Origin of the sequence: Vibrio sp. 99-70-13A1 (assembly GCF_013114625.1) — a bacterium.
Lineage (GTDB): Bacteria > Pseudomonadota > Gammaproteobacteria > Enterobacterales > Vibrionaceae > Vibrio.
In genome coordinates, this window is sequence record NZ_VTXD01000041.1 from 1 (window position 1) to 18,217 (window position 18,217).

General features: G+C 40.0%; 16 protein-coding genes and 1 riboswitch. Of the genes, 8 read left to right on the top strand and 8 right to left on the bottom strand.

What is annotated here, in order from left to right:
• Positions 1–71: 71 nt before the first annotated feature.
• The 3 genes from F0226_RS19445 (at position 72) to F0226_RS19455 (ending at position 3,555) form a co-directional block, all read left to right on the top strand.
• Complete coding sequence (locus F0226_RS19445) at positions 72–788, top strand: FadR/GntR family transcriptional regulator (RefSeq protein ID WP_171737194.1); 717 nt, start codon at positions 72–74, stop codon at positions 786–788.
• A gap of 188 nt (positions 789–976) precedes the next feature.
• Complete coding sequence (locus F0226_RS19450) at positions 977–2,839, top strand: DUF294 nucleotidyltransferase-like domain-containing protein (protein WP_171737228.1); 1,863 nt, start codon at positions 977–979, stop codon at positions 2,837–2,839.
• Positions 2,839–3,555, top strand: a complete 717-nt coding sequence (locus F0226_RS19455) for a 3'-5' exonuclease (protein ID WP_171737195.1) — start codon at positions 2,839–2,841, stop codon at positions 3,553–3,555. Before F0226_RS19450 ends, F0226_RS19455 begins: the two co-directional genes overlap by 1 nt.
• Positions 3,556–3,650: 95 nt before the next feature.
• Here the strand turns inward: F0226_RS19455 and F0226_RS19460 are convergent, their stop codons facing one another.
• Complete coding sequence (locus F0226_RS19460) at positions 3,651–4,403, bottom strand: oligogalacturonate-specific porin KdgM family protein (protein WP_171737196.1); 753 nt, start codon at positions 4,401–4,403, stop codon at positions 3,651–3,653.
• Between the two features lie 450 nt (positions 4,404–4,853).
• Between F0226_RS19460 and F0226_RS19465 the strand changes: the two genes are divergently transcribed.
• Both F0226_RS19465 and traF read left to right on the top strand, forming a co-directional pair.
• Positions 4,854–5,177 carry a hypothetical protein gene (locus tag F0226_RS19465; RefSeq protein ID WP_171737197.1) on the top strand — a complete coding sequence of 108 codons (324 nt, stop codon included), beginning with the start codon at positions 4,854–4,856 and terminating at the stop codon, positions 5,175–5,177.
• 539 nt (positions 5,178–5,716) lie between these two features.
• On the top strand, positions 5,717–6,847 hold the full coding sequence (gene traF / locus F0226_RS19470) for a conjugal transfer protein TraF (RefSeq protein ID WP_171737198.1): 1,131 nt from the start codon (positions 5,717–5,719) through the stop codon (positions 6,845–6,847).
• 213 nt (positions 6,848–7,060) lie between these two features.
• Here traF and F0226_RS19475 read toward each other — a convergent pair whose 3' ends face one another.
• Positions 7,061–8,533, bottom strand: a complete 1,473-nt coding sequence (locus F0226_RS19475; RefSeq protein ID WP_171737199.1) for a carboxypeptidase M32 — start codon at positions 8,531–8,533, stop codon at positions 7,061–7,063.
• Between the two features lie 228 nt (positions 8,534–8,761).
• Here F0226_RS19475 and F0226_RS19480 point away from each other — a divergent pair, with 228 nt between their 5' ends.
• Complete coding sequence (locus tag F0226_RS19480) at positions 8,762–9,406, top strand: LysE family translocator (protein ID WP_171737200.1); 645 nt, start codon at positions 8,762–8,764, stop codon at positions 9,404–9,406.
• A gap of 190 nt (positions 9,407–9,596) precedes the next feature.
• Here the strand turns inward: F0226_RS19480 and F0226_RS19485 are convergent, their stop codons facing one another.
• Positions 9,597–10,988, bottom strand: a complete 1,392-nt coding sequence (locus tag F0226_RS19485) for a sodium:alanine symporter family protein (RefSeq protein ID WP_171737201.1) — start codon at positions 10,986–10,988, stop codon at positions 9,597–9,599.
• A gap of 152 nt (positions 10,989–11,140) precedes the next feature.
• A riboswitch (glycine riboswitch) is annotated at positions 11,141–11,274 on the bottom strand.
• Between the two features lie 299 nt (positions 11,275–11,573).
• Here F0226_RS19485 and F0226_RS19490 point away from each other — a divergent pair.
• The gene (locus F0226_RS19490) at positions 11,574–11,732 is read left to right on the top strand and encodes a hypothetical protein (RefSeq protein WP_167494024.1); all 159 of its coding nucleotides are present in this window, start codon (positions 11,574–11,576) and stop codon (positions 11,730–11,732) included.
• Positions 11,733–11,791: 59 nt separating this feature from the next.
• Positions 11,792–12,526: a chromosome partitioning protein ParA gene (locus tag F0226_RS19495; RefSeq protein ID WP_171737202.1), complete on the top strand. Its 735-nt coding sequence runs from the start codon at positions 11,792–11,794 to the stop codon at positions 12,524–12,526.
• A 251-nt stretch (positions 12,527–12,777) separates the two neighbouring features.
• On the opposite strand, the gene F0226_RS19500 is transcribed toward F0226_RS19495, so the two are convergent.
• The 5 genes from F0226_RS19500 to F0226_RS19520 all read right to left on the bottom strand — a co-directional run bounded on the left by F0226_RS19500 (position 12,778) and on the right by F0226_RS19520 (position 18,037).
• The gene (locus F0226_RS19500) at positions 12,778–13,938 is read right to left on the bottom strand and encodes an ABC transporter permease (protein WP_171737229.1); all 1,161 of its coding nucleotides are present in this window, start codon (positions 13,936–13,938) and stop codon (positions 12,778–12,780) included.
• A gap of 8 nt (positions 13,939–13,946) precedes the next feature.
• Complete coding sequence (locus F0226_RS19505) at positions 13,947–15,101, bottom strand: ABC transporter permease (RefSeq protein WP_171737204.1); 1,155 nt, start codon at positions 15,099–15,101, stop codon at positions 13,947–13,949.
• Between the two features lie 7 nt (positions 15,102–15,108).
• The gene (locus F0226_RS19510; RefSeq protein WP_171737206.1) at positions 15,109–16,083 is read right to left on the bottom strand and encodes a biotin/lipoyl-binding protein; all 975 of its coding nucleotides are present in this window, start codon (positions 16,081–16,083) and stop codon (positions 15,109–15,111) included.
• Positions 16,080–17,540, bottom strand: coding sequence for a TolC family protein (locus tag F0226_RS19515; protein WP_171737208.1), 1,461 nt, complete (start codon positions 17,538–17,540; stop codon positions 16,080–16,082). The genes F0226_RS19510 and F0226_RS19515 overlap by 4 nt, the downstream gene beginning before the upstream one ends.
• A gap of 269 nt (positions 17,541–17,809) precedes the next feature.
• On the bottom strand, positions 17,810–18,037 hold the full coding sequence (locus F0226_RS19520; protein WP_171737210.1) for a hypothetical protein: 228 nt from the start codon (positions 18,035–18,037) through the stop codon (positions 17,810–17,812).
• Between the last annotated feature and the right edge of the window lie 180 nt (positions 18,038–18,217).

Below are 18,217 nucleotides of genomic sequence, written 5' to 3' on the forward strand. Positions count from 1 at the left end.
CTTTGTTGCTCCACATAAATAGATGCTATAATTTATATTAAATAATACATATCTAATAAGTAAGTAGACTCATGGCTGGTGCATTCAATCCTATTTCAGGCTCTAAGCGAAGCCTTCACGTGCAAGTTGCTCGTGAAATCGCCCGTGGTGTTCTTTCTGGTAACCTTCCTCAAGGTTCAATCATTCCTGGTGAAATGGCACTTTGTGAACAGTTTGGAATCAGTAGAACTGCTTTAAGAGAAGCTGTTAAGCTTCTGACTTCAAAAGGTTTACTAGAATCTAGACCAAAAATTGGTACGCGAGTAGTCGATAGAGCCTACTGGAACTTCCTCGATCCTCAGTTAATTGAGTGGATGGACGGGCTAGCGGACCCTGATGAGTTCTGCCATCAGTTCCTAGGTTTACGCCGTGCTATCGAACCTGAAGCTTGTGCTCTCGCTGCAAAGTTTGCATCAGCAGAGCAACGTATTGAATTATCAGAAACATTTCAGCAAATGGTTGAGATTTCAGATGCAGAAGTATTTGATCAAAAACGCTGGACGGAAGTTGATATTCAATTCCATAGTTTGATTTTTAATGCGACAGGTAATGATTTTTACCTTCCGTTTGGTAACATTCTCACAACTATGTTTGTTAACTTTATTTCGCATTCTTCTGAAGAAGGCAGTACGTGTATTAACGAACACCGTCAGATCTATGATGCAATCATGGCTGGCAATAGCGATAAAGCTCGAATTGCTTCTGCGAATCACTTACATGAGTCGAATCATAGGCTCTCAGTTGCCTAGCTAAGTAAGCCGAACATTTATAGTTAATTGATAAGCACGCATTTCGCGTGCTTTTTTTTGCGGAAAAGATAGGAATTAGATTTAGAATCTCATTATTTGAACAAATCTGGTTTGTTTGCTCAAAATGGCTAGCAACCATACTTAATAGTTATATAATAATACTAATTGTAAAATGTGTGAGTATGACTATGCCTCAATCTTTATTACCTAATATTCTTCAATTTATTGGACAAATTGACCCTTTCGATAAAATACCAAAAGATGCGTTACGAGAGTTATCTTCGCATGTTCAGATTATTTATCTTGGAAAAGGTGATGTGGTTGATTTGTGCGAGTCTGGTAAAGAAAAATCGCTTTATATCATCCGTACTGGCTCTATGGAACAGCGAAAGTCGGACGGTGTTTTACGCGCTAGGCTAGGCAGTGAAGATCTTTTTGGTTTTACGTTTCTTGACTCTGAAGTCAATGATGAAAAGGGCTACCGAGCCATTGCCATCGAAAATACTTTGCTTTATGTGATTCCTCATAACGCTTTACAAACTCTATTTAAAACCTTCCCTAGCTGCGCTGAACATTTTGCATCACAAGCTCAAGTTCGATTGAAATCCGCTTTAGATGTTGTGTGGTCGAATAAAGAAAAAGGTTTATTTATTCGAAAAGTGGAAGATGTTGCGAGCGGTCATGTGGCGATAGTTAAGTCCGATCAAACAATTCAATCTGTCGCGACTGAGATGTTGCATCAACGATCGCCATGTGCGGTGATCTATGAAAATGACAAAATTGTAGGATTAATTACCGATAGAGACATGACAAAGCGTGTGATAGCACATGGTGTGAGTACTGATAATGTCATCTCCGAAGTGATGACGCATTCACCTTTAACTGTAAAGCCAGACGACCTAGTTTTACATGCTGCTTCTATCATGATGCAGTTCAATATTCGCAACCTACCAGTTGTGAAAGAAAATAAAGTTATCGGTCTATTAACGACCTCTCACCTTGTTCAAAATCACCGTGTGCAAGCCATCTTCTTAATTGAAAAGATCAAATACGCGGGCAGTGTTAAAACTATGTCTTCGTTTACTTCTGAGAGACAAGCCATTTTTGAAGCCTTAGTTGAAGGCAAAGTTGCCCCCGAGACCGTAGGCAAAGTTATGACCATGATTATGGATGCTTACACTCGACGACTTATTCAAATTGCGATTGATAAACTAGGCGCTCCGCCTTGTGACTTCTCTTGGATTGTTGCAGGTTCCCACGCTCGTAATGAAGTACACATGCTTTCCGATCAAGACAGCGCGATTGTACTTGCTGATGACGCAACAGACAGCGATCGTATTTATTTCAAACACTTAGCTATGATGGTAACTAATGGGTTAGCAAGTTGTGATTATCCGCTCTGCCCTGGTAAATTTATGGCTGCCACACCGAAGTGGTGTCAGCCTTTAGGTGTTTGGAAGCATTACTATAAAAAATGGGTATCAAACCCTGAATATGAGCGTTTGCTAAATATCAGTGTTTTTTTAGAAATTCGAACTATTTACGGTAACAGTGAATTTGAAACCATTCTTCGTGATGAATTGCATTCAAATATCCGAAACAATCGAGAATTTTTAAGCACGTTAGTGAAAGATGCCGTTAATACCAATCCACCTTTAGGGATTTTCAATAGCCTAGTATTGGAAAAATCCGGTGAAAATAAAAAGACTCTGAATGTTAAGAAATACGCCATAAATCTAATTATCGATTTGGCTCGTATCTACGGTTTAGCGGTGGAATGCGATTTGTCTGCCACAGATGATAGATTCACGGCTGCGAATGAGAAAGGAATGATGAGTGATGATGCCTATAAAAATATCTTAGGGGCCTATCAATACATATTATCGTTCAGGTTTGGTCATCAGTTGGAAGCTTTGAAGAATGGAGAAGTGCCTGACAATAATATAAATCCAGATAGTTTTGGAAGCTTTGAGCGCAAACATTTAAAAGATGCCTTTAGAATTATTGCTGACCTTCAAGAAGCCGCAAAAATTAGATTCGGAGCTCGATAATGAAAGCATTTTTCAATTACTTTCATCCTCTTGAACGAATGAAGCGTAAGCGTAAGCAGTATTTAAATACCGTGAAACTGCCAGAGGTTTTGTTCGATGTTATCGATCAGCCTTTGCCTCAAATGTCCGATCTTGCTAAAGATGCTGAATATATCATTCTAGATTTAGAGACGACGGGCTTAAGCTGTGAAGATGATCTCATTCTTTCAATGGGGTGGGTGGATATTTCCAAAGGGCGTATCGATTTAGCTTCAGCGAAACATTTGTATTTGAATAATGACTCTCAAATTAACCCTGAAACAGCAGTGATAAACCACATTACACCTCAAATGCTGCAAGAAGGTTTGTCTATTCATGATGCGATGCAGGCATTTTTCGAAGCGGCGAAAGGGAAAATTATTGTAGCTCACGCTTGTGTCGTGGAAGAGAATTTTATTAATCAATATCTGCTGCGTTGCTATGGATTAAGAGGTTTACCTTTACTTTGGTTGGATACGTTGTGTATTGAAAAAGTGATGGAAAGGGCGATCAGTAACCACGAAGACGTGGATTTAACATTGGCAGCCACGCGAGAACGCTATCGATTACCAGAATATAATAATCATAACGCGCTAGCTGATGCCGTCTCTACGGCTGAGCTATTTTTAGCACAGCAAAAGCGTGTGGTGCAAAATGGTGATGTCACTATTGCCCATTTGTACCGCATGAGCCATTAACTTCATCGCTTAAAGCCTATAAATAAACAGCCTTTATATAAACGTAAAAAGCCAGCATATTGCTGGCTTTTGATTTTATTGCTCGTAACATTTAGCTAGAAGCTGTAAGTCAAACCTATGCGGCTTCGCAGTTCACGTGTTGCTGAAGAGCTTGAAGTACTTACATCACCAAATTCCACATACGGTGCCCATGCGCCCATCATGCGACGAGCAGTGACATTCAGTTCATAGTTTGTATCGTCATTGTCGTAAATGTCATAACCATCGGCTTTATAGTAATTACCTTCAAAGCCAAAACGCCAGTCATTCATAGCATAGTTGATATTAGCGGTTAAGCGGTGACGACGCTGATTCGCAATATTGCTATCAACCATAATTGGTACGCCGTCACTATCAACGATTACGTCTCCGTTACCATCGAATTGAAATTCAGAAGTACGCGTATTTTGTCTCATATCATAACGGTAACGAGCACTTAGGCTTAAGCCATCAATGCTATCCACACTGTAAGTAGCGCGAACTTGAGGCTTGTAAGTCACCCCTGACTCACGACCTTCAATTGGCATTCCGTATGTCATTGTCCAATTATCATTTAATACATGACGGTAGTTTAAGCCTAGTTCCCAGCCATTATTTTTAAGATCTTCCATGAACTCGCCGTCTTCACCTTTAAACTTTGCTTCGATGTCGACTAAGAAATTGCCGATGTTATCTGCAAGTTTTACTCGTGTGGCGTGCTGATCGGTGTGACTTTTGTATTCATGTCTCATATCAAAAGACGCAGCCGAAACAGAGCTTACAGCCATTACAGACGACATTGCTATTACAATTGTTTTAATTTTATTCATGGTATTGATTCCACTCTATCGATTATAAATTAAGTCAATGGGACTTAAAAAAGATTAAATTTATGCTTTTCTACTAATTATTCTCTTGTTGAATGTTTCATTTAGAATAATTAACTAGCAATAAGATAATACAAATATACTAGCGATTGAGATGAGGGTGAACTGTGAATTGGATCAGATTGCATGAATAAACCCCGTATTTACAAAGGGTTACAAACTGAAATATTCACCCTAAGTCTTTGTATTTAATTGTTATGATTGTTTGGTGTGCGTGTTTTCTCCTTTTATAAAAGTCAAAAACTGTGCACTGGCGCAAAAAGTTTAATCTTTCAACTTTCATTCTTATTTGTCATACATTAATATCTTTATATCGAAGGCGTTGGGTGTTCATCACTTACGATTATTTTGAATTATGGTTAGATTTTTTCAGGGTGATCAAACGCGAATTATTTGATTATTGGTGGAGACAAGTTGAGGTTTACTGTTTGCTTACCTCGAAGTGTTTATACAAAACTAGATACATCTACATGTATAGAAGATAGAACAATTTTTAATAACGGAGACTTTGCTTTTATCAGGGTCATCGTTGGTGGCAATGTAATTGATGGCTCTAAATACATTGCTGCTTTTTATCGTAAGGGTGCTTTTTACCTTTATAGGAAAAACACTGCTAAAGAGTTGGCATATGTTGTCACTCAGTTTAGGACTAACACTTTAAAGTTGATGGTCCTAAAAAAAGAAGAAATCGTTAAAGTGCATAAACCTGCATTTTAATTATTGCTCCCAACTATTCTAATGAATACTTCATTTCTCGATTAGGTGAATTGAAGCGGTAGTTGTGCACTACCTTTGCGCTCATGTTGATACAGGCAACATGAGCGTTTTTTTTGCTTAAACATTGAAAGAAAACCAATGAATACCAAACCTTGTATTTAGGTTAACTTTTGTAAAAGGTCTAAGCATCTTTCCCCATCCGTTACGTTTATCAATCATGCCGTTTTTACTGTGCTACCTACTATTAAGCTCTTTTAGGGATCTTGAAAATTTAGTTACAACAGTTAAGTGCTCATTTGATTACAGTGAATTAAACTGAAAAAATTAGTTTAAAAAATCCTTACAAATCAACACTATTTAATGATGACTATATAACTTTGATTATTGTTGATATAACCAAATTTATGGACCAGCTTGTCATAATCCCTATCCAATAAATAACGTAGCTGCAGCGAGACCAAATTTTGAGTTTACTCCTTTTCTTGCTGCGCCTCCGTTAACGCCTAAATTATAATTCAAATTAATACAAAGGAATTGCTATGCATAGCAAAGGCTTAATCACATTAGCCGTAGCTTCCGTGTGTGCAGCAAGCACAGCGCAAGCCAGTACATTTTCAACTGATGCTCGCAGTATGGGTATGGGTAACACTGGTGTCGTAACCGCAGACTTTTTAACCGCCCCTTTTCACAACCCAGCTTTAGGTGCTGCATATCGTGCAGAAGATGATATTGGGCTCTTAATCCCTGCTATTGGTGTTACTGTCCAAGATTCAGACGATGCACTAGCAATGATTGATGATGTTCAAGATCATTATGATTCGATGGGAAGGTTACCTTCTCAAGAAGAGTACGACACGCTGGATCAGTATCTGAATGACTTATCTGGTGCAAAGCCAATTAACGTAAATGGAGGGATTGCATTTAGCATCTCTATCCCTAATCAATACGCTTCAGTGAATGTGTTCTCATCCACTTATGTTGAGATAATGGCTAACCCTTTGATTGGTGATGAAGCCAATGCTAAAAAGCGATATGAAAACTCTGAAGTCGCCCTTATTGGCTTTGGTGTGGCTGAATTAGGTTTAGCTTTATCGAAGGAATATATACTAAAGGAACAAACGTTTTCTTTTGGTATTAGCCCTAAACTGCAAGAGCTTCGTACCTATTCAGATGTTACAGCTTTAGATGACTTTGATATTGATGACTATGAAGATAGTGAAGTGTCAGATACGGTATTCAACGTAGATGTGGGAGCCATTTGGTATAAAGATAATTGGCGTGTTGGTCTTGTTGGTAAAAACTTAATTAAACAAGAGATTGAGACGAAAAACTCTCACCTTACGTATGAACTTGCTCCAAAAGTGACAATTGGCGGCGGTTATATCACAGAGCTATTTACTGTTAGCATTGACGCTGATTTAACGAGTCAAGAACGCTTTTCTATGAGCAGTAATGCCACTCAATTTGTTAGGGCTGGCGTAGAGTTTAATGCTTGGGGCTGGGCTCAGTTACGAGCTGGATACGAGACCGATCTAGAAGATACTTTAGAAGACAGTGTTACCGCTGGTATTGGTATTTCACCGTGGGATATTGTGAGTTTTGATTTAGCAGCATCTTACGCAGGTGATAATCAATTCGGAGTAAGTGCAAACCTCGCCATGACGTTCTAACATTTTCTGATCAGACTATTCTGAATAGATGAATAGATGAATAGATGAATAGATGAATAGATGAATAGATGAAAACCGCTCAATCAACTCATGAGCGGTTTTATTTCTTGTGTTCATATCTAGTCTATAAATAGCATTATCAATGAAGATATTGTCACTTCAATGCCACTTACTTGGCGGCTTCATCTTGTAGATAAGCTGACCGCCATATTCTTAAAGGTAACGGTTTTTCAGGTGGTCTTTGAAATGCTGAGCATTTAATACATCACCAGTCGCTTGTTTAACCAATTCATCCGTTGAAAATAGGCTCGCTTTACTCCAAATATTTGTTTCTAGCCAATTGAAGATAGGTGTTAGGTCTTTACTTTGAATGACAGAGGTAACATCCAAATCATTCTTCATTGAAGCCATAAATTGAGCTGCGTACATTGCCCCTAATGTATAACTAGGGAAGTAGCCGAAAGCACCATCTGTCCAGTGAATGTCTTGCATGCAACCATTCTTAAAATTACCTTCAGTCGATAAGCCTAGGTATTGCTGCATTTTAAGGTTCCAAAGTTCAGGAACGTCTGTATGTTTGATTTTTCCGTTAATCAAATCTCGTTCAATTTCATAACGAAGAATAACGTGAGCAGGGTAGGTCAGTTCATCTGCATCTACGCGGATGAAGTCTTTTTCTACTCGAGTATATATCTTCTGGAAATTGCTTTTCTCAAATTCACTCCCACTAAATTGTTGCCCAGCAATCTCAGCCAAGTGACCGATGAATTCGTCACTGCGACCAATCTGCATTTCAAAAAAGAGTGATTGAGATTCATGAATACCCATTGAGCGAGCTTCACCAGAAGGTAGCCCTGAAAGATGCTTTGGAAGCCCTTGCTCGTATCTAGCATGACCAGTTTCATGGACGATACCCATTAAAGACTGAACAAATTCATTTTCATCATAACGAGTCGTAATGCGAACATCAGATGGCACGCCACCACAGAATGGGTGGACACTCTCATCCAAACGACCATGGTTAAAATCAAATTGAAGCAAGTTCATCACTTCAAGACCAAGCGCTTTTTGCTTGTCTGTCGAGTATTTACCTGATGGCGCGGTAAACTGTTCTGTCGATTGTTTTTCAATGACTTGATCAATTAAGCTTGGTAGCCATGTTTTTACGTCTGAGAATAAAGTATCAAGAGACGCAGAACTGGTTCCTGGTTCATAAATATCTAGCATAGCGTCGTATGGTGTTAGCCCTGCAAAATCAGCACGTATTTGCGCTTCTTCTCTAGAAAGCTCAACGACCTCTCGCCAGTTTTTTTCAAAACCAACCCAATCGTTTTCACCTCGTTGCGTTCTCCATGCATGTTCACATTTAGAGCCCGCGAGTGATTTAGCTTGAACTAATTTCTCTGGAAGTAGATTTGCTTGTTGCCAGTTGCGCTTGATTTCGCGTAATGTCGACTGCTGTTCAGAATTTAATGATTCATTTTCAGCGTCATTTATCCAATCGGATAATTGTGGCTGGGTCATCATTCCGTGAATATGAACGGATAACTGAGCCATAGCTTCACTGCGGGCTTGGTTACCACCAGCAGGCATCATTGACGCTTGATCCCAACCGCAAATTGCCGCTAGGTGGTTGAAGTGAGAACATTTTTGAGAATGGTCGACTAATTTTTTGAAGGCACTCATAGTACTTCCCTGAGAGTAAAAATGAGATGTTATCAACCAAGTAACAGGTGAACCAACACATTTACTCGAATAGTTGATATAAAATGTGAATAAATTGTAATGGCATATTGATAGTAGCTAATAATTTACAATCTTGGTTTCGTCTTACACAATGCAAGAATTAAAGATTCGTTGGTTAGCCTGTTTCGGCGGGAAACTACTAGGATAGAGAAATAAGAAGGAATAGGGATGGCAATTTTAAACATTGAAGCGTTCTTGATAGCAATAACGATTTTAACGTTAACTCCGGGGTTAGACACGGCATTGGTGATTCGCAATACAACTCGCTCCGGCGTTAAGGATGGCGCAATTACCAGCTTAGGGGTTTGCCTTGGGCTGTTTGTTCATGCCACATTTTCAGCGATTGGTATTTCAGCGATCCTTTTGCAGTCAGCTGAACTGTTTCAAATAATCAAATTTGTGGGTGCTGCATATTTAATTTGGTTAGGGCTATCCAGCATTTACGGAGTGGTGAAGGGCAGTGCAGGATTTCAAGTTGAAGGTATTGTTCACTCGAATCTAAGTGTAAAACGCTCTTTAAGAGAGGGCTTCTTATCTAATGTATTAAACCCTAAAACGGCGGTTTTCTACTTGGCATTTTTGCCACAGTTTATCGACCCTGAAGGTTCGGCTTTTGCTCAATCAATGCTAATGGCAAGTATTCACTTTATTATTGCAATGATCTGGCAGTGTGGCATTTCAGGCGCGGTAAACTCAGCAAAGCAGTTATTTAAGAGCCCATCAGTGATTGGGTGGATGGAAGGGGTAACTGGCGCTGTTTTAATTACCCTTGGAATTAAATTAATGTTGGAAGATGCACCAACGGCTGCTTAGCGTTTACATCATTTAAGAGATGCGACCGATAGATAAACAAATAAAAGCCCCCACAATGACTTAATTGTGGGGGCTTTTTATCTACATTAAGCTTCTAGTTTGTTCATTCGCTGACGAATGCGGCTAAAAGTATCTGGTCGCAAAGTATCTAATCGAAAAATACCTGGTTGCATAGCCATGCTTTCATTCATCAGCTAATAAGAGAACTGGCTGGTTGTTTATCTTCATTCTGAACTGTTGGCAGCTTCGTAAAGAACTGTTTGGTTTCTTCAATAACCACATGCCTTAGAGCAATTAAGCCAATAAGGTTTGGAACCGCCATTAATCCATTCACAATGTCTGCAATTATCCAAATCATATCCAGTTGTAAGAATGCACCAGAAGCAACTAGACCAATAAATACTACTTTGTATGGAAGTACCGCTTTAGTACCAAATAGGAATACAACGCAGCGCTCACCGTAATAGTTCCAGCCTAAAATAGTCGTAAATGCGAAGAAGATTAACCCTGTAGAAACTAACATTGGCCCAAGCGTATCGGCATTTAAGCCAACAGCAAAAGCATGAGTAGTCATCGCAGCGCCAGAAAGGTCGGTTTGCCATGCTCCCGTCAGAATTAATGCTAAACCCGTCATCGTACAAATGATGATGGTGTCAAAGAAAGTACCAGTCATTGAGATCAGACCTTGTTTCACACAAGAATCCGTTTTCGCTGCTGCTGCTGCCATTGGGGCACTACCAAGCCCAGATTCATTAGAGAACACACCGCGTGCAATACCCGATTGAATCGCTAACATAATGCTAGCACCAAGGAAACCACCTGTTGCAGCGGTATTGGTGAATGCAGAGCTAATAACAAGCTGAATCGCATTCAGTAGTTGGTCAGCATTAGAGACAAGTACACTTAAACATGCAACAACATATAGAAGCGCCATAGTGGGTACGACTTTACCAGCAACCTTAGCAATGGACTGGATACCACCTAAAGTGACGACTGCCACTAAGATAGTCAAAACAACAGCTGAAGCTTCACGAGGCGCGCCAAAAGATATTTCAGTCGCATCTAAAATTGCATTCACTTGTGGGAAAGTTCCGATACCGAAGCAGGCGACCCCTAAAGCAAAAACAGCAAACATAACGGCTAATATTCTTGAACCAACCCCGTACTGAAGGTAGTACATTGGTCCGCCAACCATTTGCCCTTTACTGTCGACCTTGCGGTATTTTACGGCAAGTAAACATTCAGCGTACTTGGTTGCCATTCCAAATATTGCGGCTAGCCACATCCAGAATAACGCACCAGGTCCACCCATTTTAATGGCGGTTGCTACGCCAACAATGTTACCGGTTCCTATCGTTGCAGAAAGCGCAGTACAAAGAGCAGCAAAGCTAGAAACATCACCAGAACTAGAATCCGATTTGTCTTTAGTAAAAACCATCTTAAGGGCAGTTGGAAGGTGTCTAAACTGAGGTAAGCCTAAGCGAAAAGTAAAGTAGATACCGGTACCAACAAGCAATATAAGTAGGGGAGGTCCCCAAATAATGCTGTCGATGGCTTGAAGTGTTGAATGTAAGTTGTTCATGGTTTCCCCTTAATAAATAAAAATTTAAGGAGAAGAGGGAAAGGACGTATTTTCATTCAGCAAGGATCAAAGGATGATTGCTACGAAAAAAGATACGGCTTAATACATACGGATTTCTAGATAGAATTCTTTTGTTAATTAAGGTGTAAGCTTTCCACTCCTCTGTCCTTTTGCCTGAGAGTTTCACTTAGTAATGAGCATTTTGGTAAGCTACGGATACTAAGCTTGCTCCTTCGGCGACCGCTTTCTACAATAAAGTAGTACGATTCTCTCCAGAGGTTCCTCCAACGACAGTCCTCACTTTTCTGATTTTCATCAGCATAAAGCGCCTGAAAGATTTACTTCTTCGGCGGGTCATTCTAACCAAATGTTAATTTTTGGTTAAAAACCACTCTCCTGCAGTCTTCATCGGAACAATTATCTAGTTATAGATAATCTGTATGTGCATCCTAATAAATAAAAAGTGTGATGTCATCAGCAAAAAAACTGTTTGCACAAATGTTAGTCAAGTAAACGTTTAAACAACCTTACTCTGACGTAATTAATTGAGATAAATGGTATAAAATAAAGGAACAAGGAGGAGTTATGACTCGATTAATAGCGATAGTGTTTTTACTGGCATTAGCTTTTGTATTATTTCGTTATAGGACAAATGAAAAAGTACAAAAAGGTGTGGTGATTGCTGTGGTAGGCAGTTTTATTCTGTATACAGCAAGTTTAATGATTTCAGAACTTACGCGCTAAATTGCTTTTCACGTAAATTGTTTTTCACGTAAATTATTCCAAATGGGAGTGCTCAATTAGTGAACCAAAAGACTGAACAAGACAACCAAGATGAAGTTGTTGTTATTGAAGAGCGAGATAAACGTAGCCAGTTATATATTGGCATTGCTGCTGTCATAGGTTTAGCTTTAGGTGGTTTGATTGGCTCTTCTTTAACGGCGACTAAATGGGAAACAACGTATCACGTGTTAGAGGCGCGTTATCAAACGTTAAGTGATAGCAAGCAACAACTGGTTAGTGACGTTGAAGCAAAAGTCGCGGATGTGGATACTGAAATCGATGCGAAAATTGAAGCGGCTCTTGCGACGCAAGCCGAGCTCCATAAAACTGAATTGAAAGATCTACAAACAGCCTCGATTGAGCTGGAGAAAGCCAATCTTTCTTTAGAACAACAATTGAATGAGCAAAAACAGGCAATCGAACAAACCGCAAAAGAAAACCAAAGTTTGAACCGCCAGGCTGACATGCAAGCGACGATGTTTGATCGCTCGCGAGAGTTGTTCCGCAAAGAATTGCAAATTGCACAAGCATTGGAAGCACTAGAACAAGAAAGAGATCGTATTGAGCCTAACTTAGCGACTTTAAAGAATGAATGCGATGTGTACCTAGAGGGCACGTCATGGGATGCTAAATCCGATTCTTGTGATCGATATGATGCAGCTAATTCACGATTGAGTGATATCCGCCAGATGATTCAAGTACACAATATGGACTTAAGACAGATTAAATCTCTTATTGAAGAAATAGGCTTGTAGGACTTCTCTGCTTGAATTGAATTGAATTGAATTGAATTGAATTGAATTGAATTGAATTGAATTGATTTAGGTTGGTTTAGTTTAGTGGGAAGATGACATTTAGATTATCATTCAGTGCTTTAACTCGTGACCAATAAGAATTCAAATAATAGATATGCAAAAGGCTCCTAATTGGAGCCTTTTCTTTTATAGCCAGCTTGTTTTAAATGAAGAACTAATCATCAAGCTATTGGCTTACTACTTGGTTTGCATTATTCGGCTAAAACTGCTCGCTTAGAGGTATGTTTGAACCTAATAAAACAAAGACTTCCCCAGAGAAGTGTTTGCCCCCAGAGTAGTGTCCATTGATAAGAAATATCAGACCAACTTGCATCCATTTGGTTGAGTGCTAAGAAGCCTTGAATTGCCGGTGTACTTGGAAATAGTTGTGAGATAGTGACTAAAGCTACCGGTATTGCTTCAATCGGCCAGATGAATCCAGCTAAGAAAATAAGCGGCATTGAGCTTATTAATACCACCACGGTGACTAATTCTTTTCTTGGAAGGAGATCACCAAGTAATGCACCAATGAAAGTACTGGCTAGTAAGAAAGGCAGTAACAACGTTAATAGATCTGCCATGGATGCGAGTCTATTTATCCCATAAAACTCAAAACTGCCGCCAAAATAGTACATAGCCAATAAGTAATAAATACTGATTAAGGTTACGCAGCGAGCAGCCAATAGTTTTAAAGGTGAAACCTTCAGCCAATAGGCGTGCTCTGTCCCAATGCTAACTGACTTCTGAGTGCCGCCTATTAACCCAGCAGCCATTGCTAGAGTCTGTTGAAGAATTAAGACAAATACCGCAGGTACTACGTAATCAACATAGCCCATTCTGCTGTTAAAAGTCGGCTTCATATTTAAGCTAAATGCACTGTATTGGTTTTCAGCTTGCGCGATTGGAACGCCTTCAACAAGAAGGTGGCTCACTTTTACTTGTGCAGCCAGCGTCCCTCCTGCTTTGGCTAAACCTTCTACAACCGTTCCATAAACAAGGAAGTAAGAAGCATCACCGGCATAAGCCAGAGTCGGGCTTTTTCCCAGAAGTAAATCTTTATAGAAGTGCTGAGGAATAACCAATAAACCACCAATTTCTTGCTTTAGCAGAGCAGTTTTAGCCTCTGCAATGCTGTGATCCCTCTGTACGACTCGAACTTGAGAAGTGGCATCAACCATTCGTTCTAATTGATAGCTGGTTTGGCTACGATCTAAATTGACGATTGATATCGGTAGCTCTTGGGATACTTGATTAGCGTAAGGAAGAGGGTATAGAAATGAATAAAAGATCACTCCGCCAAATACGGTTAATGCGACGACCGGATTACGTAAAATCGCCAATAATTCATTTTTAAGAAGTTGAGGAAAGCTGATATCCGTTTTCATGATTTCCCCGTTAAAGGCAATACTGTAGATAGATGTTTTTTAACAAGCACGGCAGTAATAATGGCAGGTAAGGCATAACCTACATATGGCAGCATCTCGACTATAGATTGCCAGTTGGTTACACCGTAACTAGATTGTGCGGTTTGAATTTCAATATAATGACTGATTGGCAGTAAGCTTCGCCATGCTTGAGCCATTGTATTCATTTCGCTGACTGGGAAAGTGATGCCCATAAAGGCAAAACTAGGGGCTGTGAAAGCACCTGCAAAACTCATTGCGCGAGCTGGGTCTAATGTCAAAAAGAAGAAAGTAGAACCAACAATCATACAAGCAACAGCCGTGAGCAGTTGCGCTAAAGCTAATACTAATAAATTACCATTAAATGGCCATTGGAGAATGGAGTAGAACCAGCAGGTAAAAGCGGTTCCTAGTATTAAGAACAGACCTAGATATGGAAGTAGGGTCTTACCAAGTGCAGTTAAAGGTGCCGAGCTTAACCATTCTTTTAAACCTCGTTCTCGAATATTCGCTGCTAAGATCAGTATGGTGCTTACAACAATGGTTATCTGCCAAAGCGCAGGCACTATCGCTGAAATTAAAAACTGCGCATAGCTCGTATTTTTATTAAAAAGTGGGGTGATTTGAGTTTGCACAGTAACAGCTTGTCCAAGAGCGGTCTGAGTGTCTACATCACCGTGGGACAACCCTTTCATTACTTCGATTTCAGCATTCAAGGTGCCTTGAACTTGCAAAATGGCAGAGTTAAGAAGCTTACCCACCAAGATAAATTGACTGTTATAAAATACAGAAACTTGAGGGTTTAAATTCTGGAAAATATCACGGTCAAAATGCTTTGGAATAACAATATAGCCATAGATATCTTGCTGGATCATCGCATGTTTTGCTGCACTTATATCCGAGTATTCTTGTGTAATTTCAAGAGTAGGGGAAGCATCAAAACGTTGAGTAAGCTGGCGAGATAATTGGCTGTGCTCTAAATCAATGACGGCAATGGGTAAATCACGAGCAATGCCTTGTGAGAATATAAGCCAAATCCCCACCGCTAAAACGATAGGTATCCAGGTTAAACACGACAGTAACCATTTGTCTTCAGTGACAATGCGCCATTGCTCTAAAAGCTCTTTTCGCATAGTTAGCCTATAGCTCTACAACTAGGCTCATGCCCATGCGCAAAGGTTGAGTGTTGTCGACAGGTCGAGCTTCAATTTCAAAAGTACGTAAATCAAAGCCTTGTGCAGAATCGGTTGATCGCCAAGTGGCAAAGTCACCCATCACTGAAATATGCGAGACTGTAAACTCTAATGTTTTATCAAGAGCAGGTAAGTAAGCCGTAAACTGGCTGCCTTTTTCAAAATGTTTGAGTAAATCTTCACGAACATTCAGTACCGCCCATGCGTCTTTGGTATCGATGACTGTTACAACCGGAAACCCTTGAGGGGCAAGCTCTCCGCTGCTTAATAGCACTTGTGCAACTTCACCATTAAACCAACTTTCGATGCTGGTATCCGCAGCATAAGCTTCTACTTCCGCTACTGCACCTGCTGCCATTAATGCTTTTTGAGAGGCTGCAAGCTTGGTTTCATCACGAACGCCTTCTTTCGTTAATTGGTACATTTGGAATGCTGCGCTTTCTGTGTATTTAGCAGCTTGCCATTGTGTTTTTGCTTCATCACGCTTTTGTTCGGCAACGACACCATCGTTATACAAGTTGTTTACTCGTTGGTATGTCTTCTCCATCAATTTTGCTGCCGCTTTAGCTTTTTGCCATTGATCTTTGGCCGCTTGAATTTGTTGAGTTCGGGCACCTTTCTCTGCTTCTAAAGCTAATGCTCCTGCGGCTTTTTGACCCGCTTTTGCTTGTTCAAGCTTAGCTTCAATCTCAGGGCTGTGAAGGGTAAATATGAGCTGACCTTTTTCTACGTTATCCCCCTTACGAACCAGAACTTGATCTATTCGCCCAGGTACTTTTGAGGAAATGCTGTATTGCTGAGCGTCAATTTGCCCTTGCAGTTTAATTGGCTGTGGTTGGTATGCTTGGTAAAAGCTGAATGCAACCCAAGCTATGGTGCTTAAAACAACAAATGAGAAAATTAAAGGCTTGATAGATTTCATGAGTGATCCTGTGATGTGCTTTCAACGTTGCTCTCGGTACGGCTTTCTGAAATTGGCAATACGGCATTATGCAAGTAAGTAGAGTAGGTTTTCATTTCACTACTCAAAGCGAGTAACTTATTTAAAGAAATAAGGTATTGGAAACGAGCAACAGATTGTTGGGTTTTGATGCTGGCAAGATACAATTCGGCATCTACGACTTCTAATGAATTCGCTAAACCTTGGTTGAATGCTTTCTTACGTAGCGACAAGTTTTCTTGTGCGAGAGATAGGCTTGAATTGAGCCCTAATACTTCTTCAATAGATTGTTGTGCTTCAAGATAGGTTTTTTGGACCAATACTTTAAGATCTTGCTTTGCTTGCGCTTTCAGATATTGAACTTGAGATACCGCACTGTGAGCCGCTGCCACTTTGTCTGAACGACCAGACGTGTCAATTAATGGGACACTTACCCCAATTCCCACCAACCAATCAGGCTTCATTTCACTGGCGAGTGAATCATCCTCGTGTAGGCTGTAGTCACCGTATAGGTAAACTTCAGGGTAGTATTTCCCTTTTTCTGCTCTAATTAAGCTGTCTGCTTGCTTCTCTTTTGCCTCTAACAGTTGTAATCCAGGGTAGGTTGAAAGGGTTTGTTCAATAAAGGCATTCATGTCAGGCAAGTTGGTATTAATGAAAAGTTGCTCTGATGGCTTTATGGTTTCGCTTTGCCCTAATATTTGAGTCAATGCGATCTGCGCAATATTAAGGTCGTTTTTTGCTTTGTTCTGTTCGACTTTCGCTTTGTCTAATGAAGCTTCTGCTTGTAAGCGCTCTACTTTTGCGATTTGCCCTTGTTCTTCTAGTTTAAGTGCGAAGTCTCGATGTTGAGTTAAACCTGATGTGACGGCTTTACGTGTTAGAAGCACATCTTGAGCAAGTAATACTGAAAAGTAGTACTTACTAAGGTCTTCATATCGGGCCTGAGTTTCCATCAAAAGCTGGCTCTTAGCTTCTTCACTTTTTCCCTGTGCGGCATCTTGTGCCGCGGTAATTCTCCCGCCCGTAAAAATAGGCCAGATAGCACGAATTGAAGAGCTAAAGATATCTTGTTCAGTAATGGTTGAGGTGACTCCCCCCAAGCTGCTAATGATTCCTCCGATCCCAGGTAAGGCTGGTACACCACTTAAGCTATCAGCAAACTGTTCACCATTTATTGTTACATCACTGTCTAGGTGAGTGTAATTCGCACCTAAAGTAACAGAAGGGAGGTTAAGGCTACCAGTTGCGTTTTGAAGGTGTTGGTAACGCTCAACATTTGCTTGTTGTGCAGCAAGGGAGTTGTTGTTTTCTTGAAGCATTTCCCATGCATCGGCAAACGAAATTGGGTTGGCCAAACAAGAAAAGCTCAGAGCGCTACTTATTAAACCAACGAATAGAGAGTTAGACGTGAACGTTTTTTTTGTCTGATGAGTCATTGAGTCTAATTTCTTATTTAGAGTATTAACTCTAATACTAACAGGAGTAATAGATTTTGTCTTGAATTGAGTAAACTGAGATGAAAATCATTACTGAGAATATAATAGGTTAGCGAAGAAAAAGGTAAAAACAAAGAGGTATAAAAAAAGAGCGCGACTGACGCACTCTTTGTTGGGCATTTTAGATGAAAATAATGTTTTAGAGGAGGGAATAAGTTGCTCTTCCTAAACTCGAAATTTATCAGCTATCAGCTATGAGTAACTAGCAATCACTTCAAGCTAGCGCAATGATGATCGGCGCGCCATTCAAGTTGTCGTGATCCTTGCATGGTTTGTAATAAATCTTGACCAGACATTTGTGGAAAGCTGAGCAAGACTTTGAGGTCAAGAGGCGAGGTAGCATCTTTCTCATAAGCCCGAACATGAGTAAATGTTGCTTTTAAGTTGTTGAACAGCATGGCCTTAGTAAGGCAAATTCCAAAAGTATCGCGTTTCATTGTCGGTATCCTTATAACAATGTATATACGTTATGATTTAATTCGCTTTGAAATTCAGCTGTGCCATGTCCCGTTGAGTATTTTTATTATGAGTGCATTTAACATGTACTTCTATTATGTGGTTGCTATGTAAGTAGCTTAACCTAGCCTTTTACTAACGTTGTCCATAAACACCTTGTT

Excerpts from the sequence above, each read along its gene's own strand:
- F0226_RS19445 (WP_171737194.1), top strand. The coding sequence starts at position 72 with ATGGCTGGTGCATTCAATCCTATTTCAGGCTCTAAGCGAAGCCTTCAC.
- F0226_RS19515 (WP_171737208.1), bottom strand. The coding sequence starts at position 17,540 with ATGACTCATCAGACAAAAAAAACGTTCACGTCTAACTCTCTATTCGTT.
- F0226_RS19485 (WP_171737201.1), bottom strand. The coding sequence starts at position 10,988 with ATGAACAACTTACATTCAACACTTCAAGCCATCGACAGCATTATTTGG.
- F0226_RS19505 (WP_171737204.1), bottom strand. The coding sequence starts at position 15,101 with ATGCGAAAAGAGCTTTTAGAGCAATGGCGCATTGTCACTGAAGACAAA.
- F0226_RS19520 (WP_171737210.1), bottom strand. The coding sequence starts at position 18,037 with ATGAAACGCGATACTTTTGGAATTTGCCTTACTAAGGCCATGCTGTTC.
- F0226_RS19510 (WP_171737206.1), bottom strand. The coding sequence starts at position 16,083 with ATGAAATCTATCAAGCCTTTAATTTTCTCATTTGTTGTTTTAAGCACC.
- F0226_RS19480 (WP_171737200.1), top strand. The coding sequence starts at position 8,762 with ATGGCAATTTTAAACATTGAAGCGTTCTTGATAGCAATAACGATTTTA.
- F0226_RS19460 (WP_171737196.1), bottom strand. The coding sequence starts at position 4,403 with ATGAATAAAATTAAAACAATTGTAATAGCAATGTCGTCTGTAATGGCT.
- F0226_RS19450 (WP_171737228.1), top strand. The coding sequence starts at position 977 with ATGCCTCAATCTTTATTACCTAATATTCTTCAATTTATTGGACAAATT.
- F0226_RS19475 (WP_171737199.1), bottom strand. The coding sequence starts at position 8,533 with ATGAGTGCCTTCAAAAAATTAGTCGACCATTCTCAAAAATGTTCTCAC.
- F0226_RS19490 (WP_167494024.1), top strand. The coding sequence starts at position 11,574 with ATGACTCGATTAATAGCGATAGTGTTTTTACTGGCATTAGCTTTTGTA.
- traF (WP_171737198.1), top strand. The coding sequence starts at position 5,717 with ATGCATAGCAAAGGCTTAATCACATTAGCCGTAGCTTCCGTGTGTGCA.
- F0226_RS19455 (WP_171737195.1), top strand. The coding sequence starts at position 2,839 with ATGAAAGCATTTTTCAATTACTTTCATCCTCTTGAACGAATGAAGCGT.